Here is a 16,559-nt window from a genome sequence, read left to right as displayed (position 1 = left end):
TGACGCGTGGACGTCACCATCGTCGGCAGCGGACCCAACGGGCTGACCGCTGCCGTAATCTGCGCCCGGGCCGGCCTGAAAGTGCAGGTCGTGGAAGCTCAGCCGACCTTCGGCGGGGGTGCGCGCACCGCACCCGACCCAGATTCCGCGGGAGTTTTGCACGACATCTGCTCGGCGGTGCACCCGTTGGCGCTGGCGTCGCCGTTCTTCAAGGAGTTCGACCTGCCCGCGCGCGGCGTGCGGTTGGCGGTGCCCGAGATTTCGTACGCCAACCCGCTGCCCGGGCGCCCGGCCGCCATCGCCTACCGCGATCTGGACCGCACCTGTGCCGAACTGGAGCATGGCACGTCCTTCAGACGACTGCTCGGCCCGCTGGTCGAGCGTTCCGACGACGTGGTGACCCTGCTGCTGGGCGACAAACGGTCGGTGCCGAACTCGCTGCCGTCGGCGGTGCGGCTGGGCCTGCGGATGCTGGCCCAAGGCACCCCGGCGTGGGGGTCGCTCGCCGGCGAGGACGCCCGCGCACTATTCACCGGCGTTGCCGCCCACATCATTTCGCGGATGCCGTCGCTGACCGCGGCGGGCGCGGGGATGATGCTGGCCACCCTCGCGCATTCGGTCGGCTGGCCGATTCCGGTGGGCGGCAGCCAGGCGATCACCGACGCCCTGATCGCCGACCTGCGCGCCCACGGTGGCGAGCTCACGGCGGGCACCGAGGTCACCGAACCGCCAGGCGGAGTCGTCGCCTTCGACACCGCACCGACCGCGCTGCTGCGGATCTACGGTGAGGCCCTTCCCTCTCGATACGCTAAAGCTTTGCAGCGCTACACGTTTGGACCCGGAGTCGCCAAGGTCGACTTCGTGCTCAATGACGAGATCCCGTGGTCGGACTCCCGGCTGCGGCAGGCCCCGACCCTGCATCTCGGCGGCACCCGGGCGCAGATGGCTCGCGCCGAGGCCGACATCGCCGCCGGCCGTCACGCGCAGTGGCCCATGGTGCTGGCCGCGTCGCCACACGTCGCCGACCCCGGCCGCATCGCCGCCGGACACCGTCCCTTCTGGACCTATGCCCATGTGCCGTCGGGATCCACCGTCGACGCGACCGAGGCGGTGACCGCGGTGGTCGAGCGGTTCGCCCCCGGCTTCCGCGACGTCGTGGTGGCGGCACGCGCGGTGCCGGCCGCGCGATTGCGCGACCACAACGCCAACTACGTGGGCGGCGACATCGGGATGGGCGGCAATTCCGCGTGGCGGGCCATCGCCGGCCCGACACCGCGGTTAAACCCTTGGCGCACACCCATTCCCAAGGCGTATCTGTGTTCTGCGGCCACCCCGCCCGGCGGCGGTGTGCACGGCATGGCCGGCTACTACGCCGCACGCACGTTGCTGCGCAGGGAATTCGGCATCGACACGCTTCCGGATCTGCGGCCTAGGATGACGCCGTGACGAAACTTGCGATCATCTACTACTCGGCCACCGGTCATGGCACCACGATGGCGCGGCGGGTTGCCGCCGCAGCCGAGTCGGCGGGGGCCGAAGTCCGCCTGCGGCACGTCGCCGAGACACAGGATCCCGCCTCGTTCGCCCACAACCCGGCCTGGACGGCGAACTATGAGGCCACCAAAGACCTTCCGGCGGCCACCGGCGACGACATCGTCTGGGCCGATGCGGTGATCTTCGGTTCACCGACCCGATTCGGCTCTCCGGCAGCGCAGTTACGCGCATTCCTCGACTCGCTGGGCGGCCTGTGGGCGCAGGGCAAGCTTGCGGACAAGGTCTATGCCGGCTTCACGTCGTCCAACACCGTGCACGGCGGTCAGGAAACCACCCTGCTCTCGCTGTACATCACGCTGATGCATTTCGGCGGCATCATCGTGCCGCCGGGATACACCGATCCGTCCAAGTTCGTCGACGGCAACCCGTACGGGGCAAGCCTCGTCACCACCCACGACAACATCACCCAGTTCGACGAAGCCACCCAGAACGCGCTGGACCACCTGGCCCGACGGGTGGTCGAGACGGCCGGACGCCTGACGTCGTAGCCGCAAGATGCGAAACCGACGTCAGCGCGGCAATATCTCGAAAGTTCGCGCGCTAACGTCGATCTCGGCGTGCAGCGTCTAGGCGGTCTCGGTGATCGGCCGGTCGACCCAGCTCATCAGGTCGCGCAACCTCTTGCCGACGACCTCGATGGGATGCTCGGCGTTCTCCTTGCGCAGCTGCTCGAGTTGCTTGTTGCCACCCTCGACGTTGGCGACCAGCTTCTTGGTGAAGTCGCCGCTCTGAATGTCGCGCAGGATCTCCCGCATCCGCTCCTTGGTGCCGGCGTCGATGACCCGCGGGCCCGACAGGTAGCCGCCGAACTCCGCTGTGTCGGACACCGAGTAGTTCATCCGCGCGATGCCGCCCTCGTACATCAGGTCGACGATCAGCTTGAGCTCGTGCAGCACCTCGAAGTACGCCATCTCCGGCGGATAACCCGCCTCGACCATCACATCGAAACCGGTCTTGACCAATTCCTCTGTGCCACCGCACAACACGGCCTGCTCACCGAACAGGTCGGTTTCGGTCTCGTCCTTGAAGGTGGTCTTGATGACACCGGCGCGGGTGCCGCCGATGGCCTTGGAGTAGGACAGGGCCAGCGCCTCGCCCTCGCCGGTGGGGTCCTGGTCCACCGCGATGAGGCAGGGCACGCCCTTGCCGTCGACGAACTGCCGACGCACCAGGTGCCCCGGGCCCTTCGGCGCCACCATGGCGACGGTGACGTTGGCGGGCGGCTTGATCAGGTCGAAATGGATGTTGAGCCCGTGACCGAAGAACAACGCGTCCCCATCCTTGAGGTTGGGTTCGATGTCGTTCTTGAAGATGTCGGCCTGCGCGGTGTCGGGCGCCAGCAGCATGATGACGTCGGCCCACTTGGCCACCTCGGCCGGGGTGTCGACCTCCAGGCCCTGCTCTTCGACCTTGGCCCGGGACTTCGAACCCTCCTTCAAGCCGACCTTCACCTGCACGCCGGAGTCACGCAGGCTCAGCGAATGCGCGTGTCCTTGGCTGCCGTATCCGATGACACCGACCTTGCGACCCTGGATGATCGTCAGGTCCGCATCGTCGTCGTAGAACATCGGCAATGTCTCCCCAGACGGGTTAGCCACTTCACTATCTCCTTTTTGTTTGCGCTGAAAATTTACTTGGCCGTGCCGATTCCGCGTGGACCGCGAGCCAACGACACCACTCCGGATTGGACGATTTCACGGATCCCGAAGGGTTCCAGTACCCGCAGCAGCGCCTCGATCTTGCCGCGGTCACCCGTCGCCTCAATCGTCAGCGACTCCGGCGACACGTCAATCACTTTGGCGCGGAACAGGTTCACCGCCTCGATCACCTGACTGCGGATGCCGGCGTCGGCGCGCACCTTGATTAGCGCCAGTTCGCGCGACACCGAGTTATCGTCGTCGAGCTCGACGATCTTGATGACGTTGATCAGCTTGTTGAGCTGCTTGGTGATCTGTTCGAGCGGGGTCTCCTCGGCGGAGACCACAATGGTCATCCGCGACATGTCCTTTTGCTCGGTGGCGCCGACGGCCAGCGATTCGATGTTGAAACCGCGCCGGGAGAACAGCGCGGCCACGCGGGCGAGCACGCCGGGTGTGTCCTCGACCAACACCGACAGGGTGTGCGTGTGCATCAGGCGTGTCCTTCGGTTTCGTCGTCGAACAGCGGGCGGATTCCGCGGGCCGCCTGGATCTCGTCATTGCTGGTGCCGGCGGCCACCATCGGCCAGACCTGTGCGTCGGCGCCGACGATGAAGTCGATCACCACCGGGCGGTCGTTGATCGCGCGCGCCTGGTTGATCACGTCTTCGACGTCTTCCTCACGCTCGCAACGTAATCCGACGCAGCCCAACGCCTCGGCCAGTTTCACGAAGTCCGGAATGCGATGCGAATGCGTCGCCAGATCCGTTTGCGAGTAGCGCTCTTCGTAGAACAGCGTCTGCCATTGGCGCACCATGCCTAGGTTGCCGTTGTTGATCAGCGCCACCTTGATCGGCACGCCTTCGATCGCGCAGGTGGCCAGCTCCTGGTTGGTCATCTGGAAGCAGCCGTCGCCGTCGATCGCCCACACCTCCGCGTCCGGGCGACCCATCTTGGCGCCCATGGCGGCCGGAATGGCGTACCCCATGGTGCCCAGCCCACCGGAGTTGAGCCAGGTGCGCGGCTTCTCGTAGGAGATGAATTGGGCCGCCCACATCTGGTGCTGGCCGACGCCGGCGACGTACAGGGCGTCCGGGCCGGCGATCTGGCCCAGCTTCTCGATGACGAGTTCCGGGCCGAGGCTGCCGTCGCTCTGCGGACCGTAGCTCAGCGGATAGGTGGACTGAACTTGGTTCAGGTAGGCCCACCATTCGGTCATGTCGAGCTCGGCGAGTAGCCCGTCCTGGCGCAGTAATTCGAGCAGCTCGATGATGACGGCTTTGACGTCGCCGACGATCGGCACGTCGGCGTGGCGGTTCTTGCCGATCTCGGCCGGGTCGATGTCGGCGTGGATGACCTTGGCTTCCGGGGCGAAGGTGTCCAGCTTGCCGGTCACCCGGTCGTCGAAGCGGGTGCCCAGCGCGATCAGCAGGTCGCTGCGCTGCAGGGCCGCCACCGCGGCGACGGTGCCGTGCATGCCGGGCATGCCCAGGTGCTGCGGATGGCTGTCCGGGAACGCGCCGCGCGCCATCAGCGTGGTCACCAAAGGGATTCCGGTCAGCTCGGCCAGCTCGCGCAGCTCTTTCGTCGCTTCACCGCGGATGACCCCGCCGCCCACGTAGAGCACGGGCTTGCGGGCGGCCGCGATCAGCTTGGCGGCCTCGCGGATCTGCCGGCTGTGCGGTTTGCTGTTCGGCTTGTATCCGGGCAGGTCGAGTCGCGGCGGCCAGCTGAACGTGCACTGGCCCTGCAGCACGTCTTTGGGGATGTCGACGAGCACCGCGCCGGGGCGGCCCGAGGAGGCGATGTGGAACGCCTCGGCGAGCACCTGCGGGATTTCGTTACCCGAGCGGACCAGGAAGTTGTGCTTGGTGATCGGCATGGTGATGCCCGAGATGTCGGCTTCCTGGAAGGCGTCGGTGCCGATCAGCGAGCGTCCCACCTGGCCGGTGACGGCGACGACCGGTATCGAGTCCATCTGGGCGTCGGCCAGCGGGGTCACCAGGTTGGTGGCGCCGGGACCAGAGGTCGCCATGCAGACACCGACCTTGCCGGTGGCGTGCGCGTAGCCACTGGCGGCGTGGCCGGCGCCCTGCTCGTGGCGGACCAGGACGTGGCGCAGCTTCTTCGAGTCGAACAGCGGGTCGTAGACCGGCAGCACCGCGCCACCGGGAATGCCGAAGATGACCTCTACGCCGAGTTCCTCCAACGAACGGATCACTGACTGGGCACCGGTAAGTTGCTCGGGCCCAATACGTTTCGGCTTGGCGGGCGCGGACTTCGCGGGTTTGGCCGCATCCGTGGCGATGTCGGCAGCGTCCGGTGCCGCGGAGGCGTGCTGCGTGATGGGAGCGCTCACTGTCGATCAGTCCTTATTCATTCCGGGAGTCTCGCTGGGGGCAACAAAAAACCCCCGACAGCTCATCTGCTGCACGAGGGTTGCGCGTTGGTGCTGGATTGCTTCAAATGCTGAAGGGCAAGTCAGCCACCAACGCGCCGATTAAGTACTACGAGCATCCCGGGCTTTCCGGCGGTATCCATAACGTCCGACGGTAGCCTTCGCACAGCTCAGGAGTCAAATCTGGGACCGCCGGCGCCCGGGCCGCCCGGTGGGTCGTCCGGGGCGCCGCCGGGCGAACGCTCCGGCGACCGGTCCAGTGTGCCGGGTGAAATGATGGTGGGGTGGCTACTGGCTCATCTCCCCAAACACCGTCCGCCGCGCCCGTCGTGATCAAGGTGTCGCCGATAGCGCATCTGGCCGTCGGGTTCTTGACCTTGGGGTTGCTGATACCGGTGATGTTGTGGCCACCGTCGCTGCCGCTGCTGATCCTTCCGATGCTGCTGTCGGCCATGATCATCCGGTTGCGCACCGTCGCCGACGACCAGGGCGTGACCGTGCGGATGCTGCTGGGCAGCCGGCACGTGCCCTGGGACGACATCGACGGACTGCGCTTCCACCGCGGGTCGTGGGGACGCGCGCAGCTCAAGAGCGGCGCCGAGCTGCGGTTGCCCGCGGTCACGTTCTCCACGCTGCCGGAGCTGACCGAGGCCAGCGCGGGGCGGGTGCCCAACCCCTACCAGTGAACTGAGCCGGTCAGCCGATCGGATTCACGCCGTTGAGGGCCACCCACACCCCGACACCGGCCGCAATGCCAGCCAGCAGGGCGACAAAGGAGCCGATGAACGGTCGGTGCGCCCAACCGCGGCGCGCGTCCAGGCCGTAACGGCCGGGTCCGCACAGGACGACCGCGGCGGCCATCACGATCAGGGTGATCTGGTATTCGTGGCCCTCGGGCAGGAAGAACGAGAAGTTGTGCGTGTGGGGGCGGGTAGAGATGCTGGCCAGCAGGCCGTTGATCAGGAAGGCCAGCGCACCGGCCGCGGCCACCGGGGTGAACAAGCCCAGGATCAGCAGCACACCCGCGACGACCTCGCCGCCGGCGCTCACGTAGGCCAGGACGTCGGCGTGCTGGTAGCCGACGTCGGACAGTGAGTTCTTGAACCCGGTGACCCCCGAGCCGCCCCACCAGCCGAACAGCTTCTGCAGCCCGTGGGCGCCGAGCACCACCCCGAGCCCGACGCGCAGCAGCAGCAAACCGAGATGCTGCGTTCCGCGCCGGCCCACGTCGTGCAACCGGTCGTGGTGTTCGTCGTCGTCGACCTCGGTGGACTCGGGTGCCGCGTGCCGGGCCGCCGACTGCGGCTGGACGTAGGGCAGCGGTTCCTGCTGTTCGAGCAGGTGGTAACCCCCGGCCGCGGAGCCGGCGACCGCAGCGGCGCCGCCGTAGGGGATGACGGTGGTGGTCCCGGTGGACGGGTTGAAGTCGCCGGGATAGCCGACTGGCGTCAGATCATCTTCGGGATCGACCAGCCGCGCCGAGGCGGGGCGTCCCGGGGTCGGTTCCGGCGATTCGCCGGGCCGTTGCCAATGTGCGTCATTCGGTTGACTGGTCACGGGTGTCAGGGTAAGGGCATTCGGTCCCAAATTGGGGATTTGAGCGGCGCTTTCGCCTGGCAATCGGTGGTTTGCCAGCCAAACCGGCCCGGATCGGCCCGAAATCGCGTCGGGAGCCCGTCCCGACGGCCCGCGACCGGGGATCGCCCGACCGCCGGACGCGGCGCCGGGCCGGCGAAAAGCGGTCGTGATCGGCGGACAAAAGGGACGTGTGTGGCGGCGCCGCCCGCACTGTCCGTAGCCTGACGGTCATGCGACTAGGGCGATCGGGGCGGTCGGTTCGGCGCGGATTCGCTGCGCTGTGCGCCCTCGTGCTGGTAACGAGCGGGTGTGCGCGCTTCAACGACGCCCAATCGCAGCCGTTCACCACCGCCCCCGAACTGAAGCCGCAGCCGAGCTCGACGCCTCCCCCGCCCCCGCCGCTGCCGCCCACACCGTTCCCCAAGGCGTGCCCCGCCCCCGGGGTGATGCAGGGCTGCCTGGAGAGCACCAGCGGCCTGATCATGGGCCCCGACAGCAAAACCGCGCTGGTCGCCGAGCGCACCACCGGCGCGGTCAAGGAGATCTCGGTCAGCGCGGAGCCGAAAGTGAAGACGGTGATCCCGGTCGACCCGTCCGGGGACGGCGGCCTGATGGACATCGTGATGTCACCCACCTACACGCAGGACCGCCTGATGTACGCATACATCAGCACGCCGACCGACAACCGCGTCATCCGCGTGGCCGACGGCGACATCCCCAAGGACATCCTGACCGGGATCCCCAAGGGCGCCACCGGAAACACCGGGGCGCTGATCTTCACCAGCCCCACCACGCTGGTCGTGATGACCGGCGACGCGGGCAATCCGGCGCTGGCCGCCGATCCCAAATCGCTGGCAGGCAAGGTGCTGCGGATCGAGCAGCCCACCACCGTGGGCCAGGCACCGCCGACGACGGCGCTGTCCGGCGTGGGCGCCGGCGGTGGGCTGTGCACCGACCCGGTCGACGGCTCGCTTTATGTCGCCGACCGCACCCCGACGGCGGATCGGTTGCAGCGCATCACCAAGACGTCGGACGTCTCCACGGTGTGGACCTGGCCGGACAAGCCCGGCGTGGCCGGATGCGCGGCGATGGACGGGACCGTGCTGGTCAACCTGATCAACACCAAGCAGACGGTCGCGGTCCGGCTTGCGCCGGCCACGGGCGCGGTCACCGGAGAACCCGACGTGGTACGCAAGGACACCCATGCGCACGCCTGGGCGCTGCGAATGTCGCCGGATGGAAACGTCTGGGGTGCGACCGTCAACAAGACGGCCGGGGACGCCGAGAAGCTGGACGACGTGGTGTTCCCGCTCTTCCCGCAGGGCGGCGGATTCCCGCGCAACAGCGACGACAAGAGCTGACGGCCCTCACGCCCTAGTGGCCGATGATCGGCCCCGGGTTAGCCCTGGCCGCAGGCGGCCAACACCAGTTCGCGCACCCGGGCGGCGTCGGCCTGGCCGCGGGTGGCCTTCATCACCGCGCCGACGATCGCCCCGGCCGCGGCTACCTTGCCGCCGCGGATCTTCTCTGCCACATCGGGATTGGCGGCCAGCGCCTCGTCGACGGCGGCCTGCGTCACCGAGTCGTCGCGCACCAGCGCGAGACCGCGGGCGGTCATCACCGCTTCGGGCTCACCCTCGCCGGCCAGCACACCCTCGACGACCTGGCGGGCCAACTTGGTGGACAGCTTGCCCTCGTCGACCAGCGCCACCACCGCGGCGACCTGCGCGGGGGTGATGGCCAGCTCATCCAACGCCACGTTGGCCTCGTTGGCCTTCTGCATCAAGAAGTTTCCCCACCACGCGCGGGCCTGCTCGCTGGAGGCGCCGTGTTCGATGGTCGCGGTGACCAATTCGATCGCGCCCGCGTTGACCAGGTCGCGCATCACCTCGTCGGAGATGCCCCATTCTTCCTGAATGCGCTTGCGGCTCAACCACGGCAGTTCGGGAATGGTCTGGCGCAGCTTCTCGACCAGTTCGCGGCTCGGCGCGACGGGCTCGAGGTCAGGTTCGGGGAAATAGCGGTAGTCCTCGGCGGTCTCCTTAGTGCGCCCCGGGCTGGTGTAGCCCGACTCGTGAAAGTGCCGGGTTTCCTGCGTGATCCGTCCGCCCGACGCCAGGACGGCGGCTTGGCGCTGCATTTCGTAGCGCACAGCCACCTCAACGCTTTTCAGCGAGTTGACGTTCTTGGTTTCGGTCCGCGTCCCGAACTCTGCGGTCCCGACCGGCTTCAGCGATACGTTCGCGTCACACCGCATCGAACCCTGATCCATTCGCACGTCGGATACGCCCAAGGCGCGCAACAGGTCTCGTAAGGCCGTCACATAGGCGCGGGCGATCTGCGGTGCCCGGTCCCCGGCGCCGACGATGGGTTTGGTGACGATCTCGATCAGTGGCACACCGGCACGGTTGTAGTCGATCAGCGACGTGGTCGCGCCGTGAATGCGACCCGTCTCGCTGCCGATGTGGGTGAGCTTGCCGGTGTCTTCCTCCATGTGCGCGCGCTCGATCTCGACCCGCCAGGTGGTGCCGTCCTCCAGCGGCGCCTCGAGGTAGCCGTTGATCGCGATGGGCTCGTCGTACTGCGAAATCTGGTAGTTCTTCGGCATGTCCGGATAGAAGTAGTTCTTCCGGGCGAAGCGGCACCAGGGGACGATCTCGCAGTTCAGCGCCAGCCCGATCCGAATGGCCGACTCGACCGCGGTCTGGTTGAGCACGGGCAGCGAGCCGGGCAGGCCGAGGCACACCGGGCACACCTGGGTGTTGGGCTCGGCGCCGAACGCGGTGCTGCAGCCACAGAACATCTTGGTGACGGTGGACAGTTCCACGTGCACCTCGAGGCCGAGCACCGGGTCGAAACGCGTGATGACGTCGTCGTAGTCCATCAGCTCGGCGCCGGCAGCAACACTCATGCGCTCGATCCTAATGGTGTGCCTGTATCAGCCGGTGTGCGGTGATCGCGCCACCGGGAACCGGTCGCGCTGCCCTCCCCTGCCCGGGAACATGTCGGCCAGCACGGCCGCCATCTCCAGGTAACTGCGCCGGCTCTCCTTGCTCATTCGGTCCAGCGCGATCTTTCGTCCCTCGTGCACGTGCCGATCGAATGGCAGCACCACGGTGGCGCCGACGCGGGCGGACAGCCGGTCGAGTTCGGTGACGGCCACAGCGTCCACCTTGGCCGGCTCGACATGGTTGATGGCCAGCACGGTCCACTGCATCAACGATTGATACCCGTTGTGGCACAACCATTCCAGCGTCGTCCGGGTTTTACGTACCGCATCGACGGCGGGGCTGGTGACCACCACCAACGCCCGCGATTCCGGCAGAACAGCGTCCATCACAGCGGAATTGAGCGTCTTGACACAATCGACGAGCACCAGCGAATACTGGTTTCGCAGCATCGAAAAGGCCCGCAGCATGTCCTGGCGCTCCAGGCGCCAGTCGGTGTCCGGCAGCCCGAGCACTTCCAGCCCGGAGCCGTTCATATACGTCAGCGCGCGGATGTCCTCGTATTCCGCCGCCGGGTTGCCGTGCAGCAGGTCGGCCAGGCTGTGCGGGTTGCGCCGGCCGTGGCGCTCCGCCAAGTCACCGGCATCGATATCGAGGGCGAGCACCCGGTCGTCGCGCACGGCGGCGAACGTCGAGCCCAGCGCCTCCACCACCGCCGTCTTGCCGACCCCACCCTTGAGGTTGAGGACGGAGATCGGAAAGGCGCCACCCACGCTCGCGCGGATGCGCTGCCGCAGCGCGTTCTCATAGGTCGTGTTCTTGCCAGCGCCGAGCTCGATTCCGGTGAGGCGGTGAATCAGCTGCCGCCAGTTGAAGCCCGCGGCGTCGGTGTCGTGAGTGTCGAACCGGTCCAGCGCCGTCGCGCCCAGCATCGGCTCGGGGCGAGGCCGTGGTGGGATCCACCGCGGTGGCGGCTGCGCGGCAGGTGGCGGTTGCGGGGGGCCGGTGCCCTGGCGGTTCGGGCCGCGGGACTGCGGCACGGTGGCGGCCGCGGGGTCGCCGTCGGCGCGCCACTCGCGCGGGCCCGGCTTCGGGTTCGGCGGGTCCGGTGGTCCCGCCGCTACAGCGGATTGTTGAACGACTCCGCGAATCGCACCGCGGTTGCTCATACTCCCGGTATAACCCTCGGGGACCGGTCCGGAAACCACCAAAATGCGGTAATAGCGAACCACCTGGATCATTAGCGGGCGAATTCAAGTCGCGGTTCACCCAGATCCACCGGTTGTTTGCCTGGCGCGCGGCCTAACCGAAGAAGGCGGCGGCGTCGTCGTAGCGGGTCTCGGGCACCAGCTTGAGCTGACGCACCGCGTCGGCCAGCGGCACTCGGCCGATGTCCTGCCCGCGCAGCGACACCATCTGGCCGTATTCCCCGGCATGCGCGGCGTCGGCCGCATTCACCCCGAACCGGGTGGCCAGCACCCGGTCGTAGGCCGTCGGGGTGCCGCCGCGCTGCACGTGACCTAGCACGGTCACCCGGACGTCTTTGTTGATCCGCTTCTCCACCTCGGCGCCGAGCTGAGCGGCCACGCCGGTGAACTTTTCGTGGCCGAATTCGTCAATCCCGCCTTCCCGCAACGAAATCGAGCCGGGGATGGGTTTGGCGCCCTCGGCGACCACGCAGATAAAGTGCGAATCTCCGCGCTGGAAGCGCCTTTTGACCAGCCGACAGACCTCTTCGACGTCGAACGGCTGCTCGGGGATCAGCGTCATGTGCGCGCCCGAAGCCAGGCCCGCGTTCAGCGCGATCCAGCCGGCGTGCCGGCCCATCACCTCGACCAGCATCACCCGCTGGTGCGATTCGGCGGTGCTGTGCAACCGGTCGATGGCGTCGGTGGCGACGGTCAACGCGGTGTCGTGGCCGAAAGTCACGTCGGTGCAATCGATGTCGTTGTCGATGGTCTTCGGCACACCGATCACGGGGACGTTTTCCTCCGAGAGCCAGTGCGCGGCCGTCAGCGTGCCTTCCCCGCCGATGGGGATCAGAACGTCGATCCCGTTGTCGTCGAGGGTCTGCTTGATCTGGTTCAGCCCGGCCTGCAGCTTGTCGGGGTGCACGCGGGCGGTGCCCAGCATGGTTCCGCCCTTGGCCAGCAGGCGGTCGTTGCGGTCGTCGTTGTGCAGCTGGATACGCCGGTTCTCCAGCAACCCGCGCCAACCGTCCTGGAATCCGACCACCGACGAGCCGTACCGGGAGTCGCACGTCCGCACCACTGCCCGGATGACCGCGTTGAGTCCGGGGCAGTCGCCGCCTCCGGTGAGCACTCCGATCCGCATGCCCTTCATCTTGCCTGGGGCTGCGGGCTTATGGCGCGATTAGCGCGCGACGGGCGCCGACGGCAGCGGTCCGCGGGTCGCCTCGTAGGCGGCGCCAACCCGGTAGAGCCGGTCGTCGGCCAGTGCGGGCGCCATGATCTGCAGCCCGACCGGCAGGTCGTCGTCCGGCGACAGACCGGCCGGCACCGACATACCGCAGTGGCCGGCCAGATTCAGCGGCAGGGTGCACAGGTCGAACAGATACATCGCCAGCGGATCGTCCACCTTTTCGCCCAGCCGGAACGCCGTCGTCGGGGTCGCGGGCGACACCACCACGTCCACCGAGCGATAGGCCTCGTCCAGGTCGCGGGCGATCAGGGTGCGCACCTTCTGGGCCTGGTTGTAGTAGGCGTCGTAGTACCCGGCCGACAGCGCGTAGGTGCCGATCATGATGCGCCGCTTCACCTCCGGCCCGAAGCCGGCGGCCCGGGTCATGGCCATCACTTCCTCGGCGCTGTGGTTGCCGTCGTCACCGACCCGCAGCCCGTAGCGCATCGCGTCGAAGCGGGCCAGGTTGCTCGACACCTCCGACGGCAGGATCAGGTAGTAGGCGGCCAGTGCGTACTCGAAGTGCGGGCAGTCGACCTCGCTCACGTCGGCACCCAGAGCGGTCAGCTGCTCGACGGCGGCCTCGAAAGTTCTCAGCACCCCGGGCTGGTAGCCCTCGCCGCGCAGCTGCTTGACCACCCCGACGCGCACGCCCTTGAGGTCGCCGGCCGCGCCGGCTTTGGCGGCAGCGGCGACGTCGGGAATCGTCGCGTCGACCGATGTGGAGTCGCGGGTGTCGTGCCCGGCGATCACCTGATGCAGCAGCGCGGTATCGAGCACCGTGCGGGCGCACGGGCCGCCCTGATCCAGCGACGACGCGCACGCCACCAGCCCGTAGCGGGACACGGTGCCGTAGGTCGGCTTGACCCCGACCGTCGCGGTCAACGCGGCGGGCTGCCGGATGGAGCCGCCGGTGTCGGATCCGATGGCCAGCGGCGCCTGGAACGCGGCCAGCGCGGCGGCGCTGCCCCCGCCGGAGCCGCCGGGGACCCGGTCGACGTCCCACGGGTTGCGGGTGGGGCCGTAGGCGGAGTTCTCGGTCGAGCTGCCCATCGCGAACTCGTCCATGTTGGTCTTGCCCAGGATCGGGATTCCCGCCGCGCGCAGCCGCGAGGTGACGGTGGCGTCGTACGGGGAACGCCAGCCCTCGAGGATCTTGGACCCGCAGGTGGTGGGCATGTCGACGGTGGTGAAGACGTCCTTGAGCGCCAGCGGCACCCCGGCCAGCGGGGACGGCAGCCGCTCCCCGGCCGCGACGGCCTCGTCGACGACGGCGGCCGCGCCCAGCGCCTCGTCGGCCGCCACGTGCAGGAAGGCGTGGTAGCGGTCGTCGGTCGCCGCGATCTGGTCCAGGCACGCCTGGGTGACCTCGACGGACGACACCTCTTTGGCCGCGATCCGGGCGGCCAGTGTGGCGGCGTCGGACTGGATGATCTCGTTCACTCGCTGTCCCCCAGGATCTGCGGGACCCCGAAGCGGCCGTCGATGGCGGCGGGCGCTTCGGCCAGCGCCTCGGCCTGGGTCAGGCAGGGTGTCGGCTCGTCCGGGCGGGTGACGTTGACGTCCTTGAGCGGGTTGTCGGTCGCTTCGACGCCGGTGACATCGACCGCCTGCACCTGGCTGACGTGGGTCAGGATGGCGCCGAGTTGGCCGGCGAAGCTATCGAGCTCGCTGTCGGTCAGCGCCAGCCGGGACAGCCGGGCCAGATGCGCTACCTCGTCGCGGGAGATCTGGGACACGATCCGAAAGCCTAGCCGCGCGCGTGCCGCCGCCTGCACGCCCGTTGCCGATCCCGAGACCGGTGAGCACCGTCGCCGCGATGACCGTCGCAACCGGGTCGAGCCGAAATGCCGTCTTCACATCGCTGTGCAACAGTGTTGGCCGTGCCCTCCTATCTGTTGCGCATCGAGCTCGTCGACCGGCCAGGCAGCCTGGGGTCGCTGGCGGTGGCGCTCGGTTCGGTGGGCGCCGACATCTTGTCGCTCGATGTCGTGGAGCGCATCGCGGGTTACGCGACCGACGACCTGGTGATCGAACTGCCGCCGGGCGCGATGCCTGACACGCTGATCACCGCCGCGGAGTCCCTGTCCGGTGTCCGGGTGGACAGTGTGCGCCCGCACACCGGCCTGCTGGAAGCGCATCGCGAGCTGGAGCTGCTCGACCACGTCGCCGCGGCCGACACCAAGGCGGCACGACTGCAGGTTCTCTCCGACGAGGCGCCCAAGGTGTTGCGCGTCAGCTGGTGCACGGTGTTGCGCAGTGTGGGCGGCGAGCTGCAGCGCCTGGCCGGCAGCCCGGGCGCCCCGGAGACCAAGGCGGACTCGGCGCCGTGGCTGCCGCTGGCGCGGGCCGCGACGCTGGACAGCAACGCCGAGTGGGTGCCCAAGGCGTGGCGCGATATGGATGTGACGATGGTCGCGGCCCCGCTGGGCGACCCGCACACCGCGGTGGTGCTCGGCCGACCCGGCCCGGAATTCCGGCCGTCTGAGGTCGCCCGGTTGGGCTACCTCGCCGGGATCGTCGCCACCATGCTGCGCTAGTGGCCGGTGACTCAGCCGGTAGCGTCAACGAATCACTTGATCCATCAACGTGTTTGAGCTTCGATGCATTGCCGGTAGTGACCGATTCCGGAAACCAAGCTAGTTGTTTGTCGGTGGTGGTTGGGGGTGGAAGGGTTCATACCACCACCAGTCGGCGCGCTCGCCGGTAGGTCCCGGGCAGGGCGCCACCGCGGGAGGGGGTTGGGTCGGTGGGCGTGCCAGCGATCCCGGGCTCAGTAACCGGCCGGCGTCGTCGGTGACGGTGAGAGCGCCTGCGGGTCCGGTGATGGTGATGACGCCCCGATGGTGCAACCGGTGATGATGAGGGCATAACAGCACCAGGTTGGCCAACTCCGTGGGGCCGCCGTCCTCCCAGTGCCAGATGTGATGGGCGTGCAGACCACGGGTGGCACCGCAACCCGGAACCACGCACGTGCGGTCGCGATACTCCAGCGCGCGGCGAAGCCGCCGGTTGATCAGGCGGGTCGCCCTCCCGGCACCGATGACCTCACCGTGACGCTCGAACCAGACTTCGGCAGTGCCATCACACGTGAGGTATCGGCGTTCGGCGTCGGTGAGCAGCGGACCCAGATGCAGTGCCGCAGCGGGCTGCTCGACGTCGACATGCACCACCACGGTGGTGTGCTGCCCGTGCGGGCGGCGGGCCGCCTCGGCGTCCCATCCGGCCTCAACCAGGCGCATAAACGCCTCGGCGGTGCCCGGCAACGGGGGCCGCTGATCTAAAGCGCCCCGGCCCTCACCGTGATCGTGCTTCCACTCGGCGATCAGCGCATCACGGTGAGACGCCAAGGCGGCGTCGAACTTCGCGGCGTCCTGGTGGGCAAGTGCGATCCGATAGCAGCTGCCCTGCTCGTTGGTAGTCGTCGTGATCGAGCAGCGCTCGAGCCCGGGCCGGGGGTCGGGTTCGGGTCGCGGTTCCAGCTTGACCGCGGTGCGCAGCTGATTGACCGTGGCGCAGCGCGCCAGCTGCGCGTAGTGCTCATCAGAACCCGCCCCGGCCCGCGCCGCGATGACGCCGACCTGATCGGTCGACAGCCGGCCCTCTCGCATGCCTTGAGCGCAGCGTGGGAACTCCTCGAGCCGGCTCGCGATGGTGCTGATCGTGTGCGCGTTCGCCGACGAGCAGCCCGTCTTCCAGGCCACCAACGCCGGCACCGACCGCGCGCCGGTGACGCCACACAATTGGTCGCGATCGATCTCGGCGACGATCTCAACGATGCGCCCATCAATCGCGTTGCGCTGACCCGTCAACTCCGCCAGCTCCTCGAACAACACCGCAACACGCTCGCTGGGACTCACCACCACAGCACCAGCGGATGCCGTCAAAGACATCACATCATCATTGCAGCCACCACCGACAAATCCAGGCCGCCCGATCCCCGGCCCGGAATTCCGGCCGTCTGAGGTCGCCCGGCTGGGCTACCTCGCCGGGATCGTCGCCACCGTGCTGCGTTAGCGCGCA

At 68.2% G+C, this 16,559-nt stretch carries 15 protein-coding genes and 1 pseudogene; 6 read left to right on the top strand and 10 right to left on the bottom strand.

All coding sequences use genetic code 11. The annotated features are described in order from the left end of the window. Positions 1 to 6 precede the first annotated feature (6 nt). Together G6N50_RS00555 and wrbA are read left to right on the top strand one after the other, a co-directional pair. Positions 7 to 1,446: a phytoene desaturase family protein gene (locus G6N50_RS00555; RefSeq protein ID WP_083097347.1), complete on the top strand. Its 1,440-nt coding sequence runs from the start codon at positions 7 to 9 to the stop codon at positions 1,444 to 1,446. Next, positions 1,443 to 2,042, top strand: coding sequence for an NAD(P)H:quinone oxidoreductase (gene wrbA / locus G6N50_RS00550; RefSeq protein WP_083097345.1), 600 nt, complete (start codon positions 1,443 to 1,445; stop codon positions 2,040 to 2,042). Before G6N50_RS00555 ends, wrbA begins: the two co-directional genes overlap by 4 nt. Before the next feature lie 78 nt (positions 2,043 to 2,120). Here the strand turns inward: wrbA and ilvC are convergent, their stop codons facing one another. From ilvC to G6N50_RS00535, 3 genes are all read right to left on the bottom strand, one after another. Then, complete coding sequence (ilvC, locus tag G6N50_RS00545; protein WP_083097344.1) at positions 2,121 to 3,122, bottom strand: ketol-acid reductoisomerase; 1,002 nt, start codon at positions 3,120 to 3,122, stop codon at positions 2,121 to 2,123. Positions 3,123 to 3,184: 62 nt separating this feature from the next. Then, a complete protein-coding gene (gene ilvN, locus G6N50_RS00540) occupies positions 3,185 to 3,685 on the bottom strand; it encodes an acetolactate synthase small subunit (protein WP_067835493.1) in 501 nt (166 codons plus the stop codon). Continuing rightward, entirely contained in the window at positions 3,685 to 5,550 is a 1,866-nt protein-coding gene (locus G6N50_RS00535; protein ID WP_083097342.1) for an acetolactate synthase large subunit, read from the bottom strand. The genes ilvN and G6N50_RS00535 overlap by 1 nt, the downstream gene beginning before the upstream one ends. Positions 5,551 to 5,918: 368 nt before the next feature. Between G6N50_RS00535 and G6N50_RS00530 the strand changes: the two genes are divergently transcribed. Next, positions 5,919 to 6,275, top strand: coding sequence for a PH domain-containing protein (locus G6N50_RS00530; RefSeq protein ID WP_083097341.1), 357 nt, complete (start codon positions 5,919 to 5,921; stop codon positions 6,273 to 6,275). Between the two features lie 10 nt (positions 6,276 to 6,285). On the opposite strand, the gene G6N50_RS00525 is transcribed toward G6N50_RS00530, so the two are convergent. Then, complete coding sequence (locus G6N50_RS00525; protein ID WP_083097339.1) at positions 6,286 to 7,146, bottom strand: DoxX family protein; 861 nt, start codon at positions 7,144 to 7,146, stop codon at positions 6,286 to 6,288. A 251-nt stretch (positions 7,147 to 7,397) separates the two neighbouring features. Here G6N50_RS00525 and G6N50_RS00520 point away from each other — a divergent pair, with 251 nt between their 5' ends. Then, on the top strand, positions 7,398 to 8,528 hold the full coding sequence (locus G6N50_RS00520; RefSeq protein ID WP_163650791.1) for a PQQ-dependent sugar dehydrogenase: 1,131 nt from the start codon (positions 7,398 to 7,400) through the stop codon (positions 8,526 to 8,528). A 38-nt stretch (positions 8,529 to 8,566) separates the two neighbouring features. On the opposite strand, the gene gatB is transcribed toward G6N50_RS00520, so the two are convergent. From gatB to gatC, 5 genes are all read right to left on the bottom strand, one after another. Next, complete coding sequence (gene gatB / locus G6N50_RS00515) at positions 8,567 to 10,078, bottom strand: Asp-tRNA(Asn)/Glu-tRNA(Gln) amidotransferase subunit GatB (RefSeq protein ID WP_083100240.1); 1,512 nt, start codon at positions 10,076 to 10,078, stop codon at positions 8,567 to 8,569. Between the two features lie 27 nt (positions 10,079 to 10,105). Beyond that, positions 10,106 to 11,284 carry a MinD/ParA family ATP-binding protein gene (locus G6N50_RS00510; protein WP_232068859.1) on the bottom strand — a complete coding sequence of 393 codons (1,179 nt, stop codon included), beginning with the start codon at positions 11,282 to 11,284 and terminating at the stop codon, positions 10,106 to 10,108. Between the two features lie 133 nt (positions 11,285 to 11,417). Beyond that, positions 11,418 to 12,449 (bottom strand): ATP-dependent 6-phosphofructokinase, encoded by a 1,032-nt coding sequence (locus G6N50_RS00505; protein ID WP_083100242.1) that lies wholly within the window; start codon positions 12,447 to 12,449, stop codon positions 11,418 to 11,420. A 39-nt stretch (positions 12,450 to 12,488) separates the two neighbouring features. After that, a complete protein-coding gene (gatA, locus tag G6N50_RS00500; RefSeq protein ID WP_083100238.1) occupies positions 12,489 to 13,979 on the bottom strand; it encodes an Asp-tRNA(Asn)/Glu-tRNA(Gln) amidotransferase subunit GatA in 1,491 nt (496 codons plus the stop codon). Further along, entirely contained in the window at positions 13,976 to 14,275 is a 300-nt protein-coding gene (gene gatC, locus G6N50_RS00495; protein ID WP_067839213.1) for an Asp-tRNA(Asn)/Glu-tRNA(Gln) amidotransferase subunit GatC, read from the bottom strand. The genes gatA and gatC overlap by 4 nt, the downstream gene beginning before the upstream one ends. A 144-nt stretch (positions 14,276 to 14,419) precedes the next feature. Here gatC and G6N50_RS00490 point away from each other — a divergent pair, with 144 nt between their 5' ends. Continuing rightward, positions 14,420 to 15,076: an ACT domain-containing protein gene (locus G6N50_RS00490; RefSeq protein ID WP_142275822.1), complete on the top strand. Its 657-nt coding sequence runs from the start codon at positions 14,420 to 14,422 to the stop codon at positions 15,074 to 15,076. A 99-nt stretch (positions 15,077 to 15,175) separates the two neighbouring features. On the opposite strand, the gene G6N50_RS00485 is transcribed toward G6N50_RS00490, so the two are convergent. Further along, a complete protein-coding gene (locus G6N50_RS00485) occupies positions 15,176 to 16,429 on the bottom strand; it encodes an HNH endonuclease signature motif containing protein (protein WP_163650790.1) in 1,254 nt (417 codons plus the stop codon). A 46-nt stretch (positions 16,430 to 16,475) separates the two neighbouring features. Here G6N50_RS00485 and G6N50_RS00480 point away from each other — a divergent pair. Then, a pseudogene (locus G6N50_RS00480) lies at positions 16,476 to 16,553 on the top strand (amino acid-binding protein); the annotation flags it as partial. Positions 16,554 to 16,559 lie beyond the last annotated feature (6 nt).

The organism is Mycobacterium mantenii, from assembly GCF_010731775.1.
Classification (GTDB): domain Bacteria; phylum Actinomycetota; class Actinomycetes; order Mycobacteriales; family Mycobacteriaceae; genus Mycobacterium; species Mycobacterium mantenii.
This window is presented reverse-complemented; position numbering and strand designations above follow the sequence as displayed.

Bases quoted from the DNA above. Each gene is read 5' to 3' on its own strand.
- G6N50_RS00505 (WP_083100242.1), bottom strand. From the start codon at position 12,449: ATGCGGATCGGAGTGCTCACCGGAGGCGGCGACTGCCCCGGACTCAAC.
- G6N50_RS00485 (WP_163650790.1), bottom strand. From the start codon at position 16,429: ATGTCTTTGACGGCATCCGCTGGTGCTGTGGTGGTGAGTCCCAGCGAG.
- G6N50_RS00520 (WP_163650791.1), top strand. From the start codon at position 7,398: ATGCGACTAGGGCGATCGGGGCGGTCGGTTCGGCGCGGATTCGCTGCG.
- G6N50_RS00510 (WP_232068859.1), bottom strand. From the start codon at position 11,284: ATGAGCAACCGCGGTGCGATTCGCGGAGTCGTTCAACAATCCGCTGTA.
- ilvN (WP_067835493.1), bottom strand. From the start codon at position 3,685: ATGCACACGCACACCCTGTCGGTGTTGGTCGAGGACACACCCGGCGTG.
- gatB (WP_083100240.1), bottom strand. From the start codon at position 10,078: ATGAGTGTTGCTGCCGGCGCCGAGCTGATGGACTACGACGACGTCATC.
- ilvC (WP_083097344.1), bottom strand. From the start codon at position 3,122: ATGTTCTACGACGACGATGCGGACCTGACGATCATCCAGGGTCGCAAG.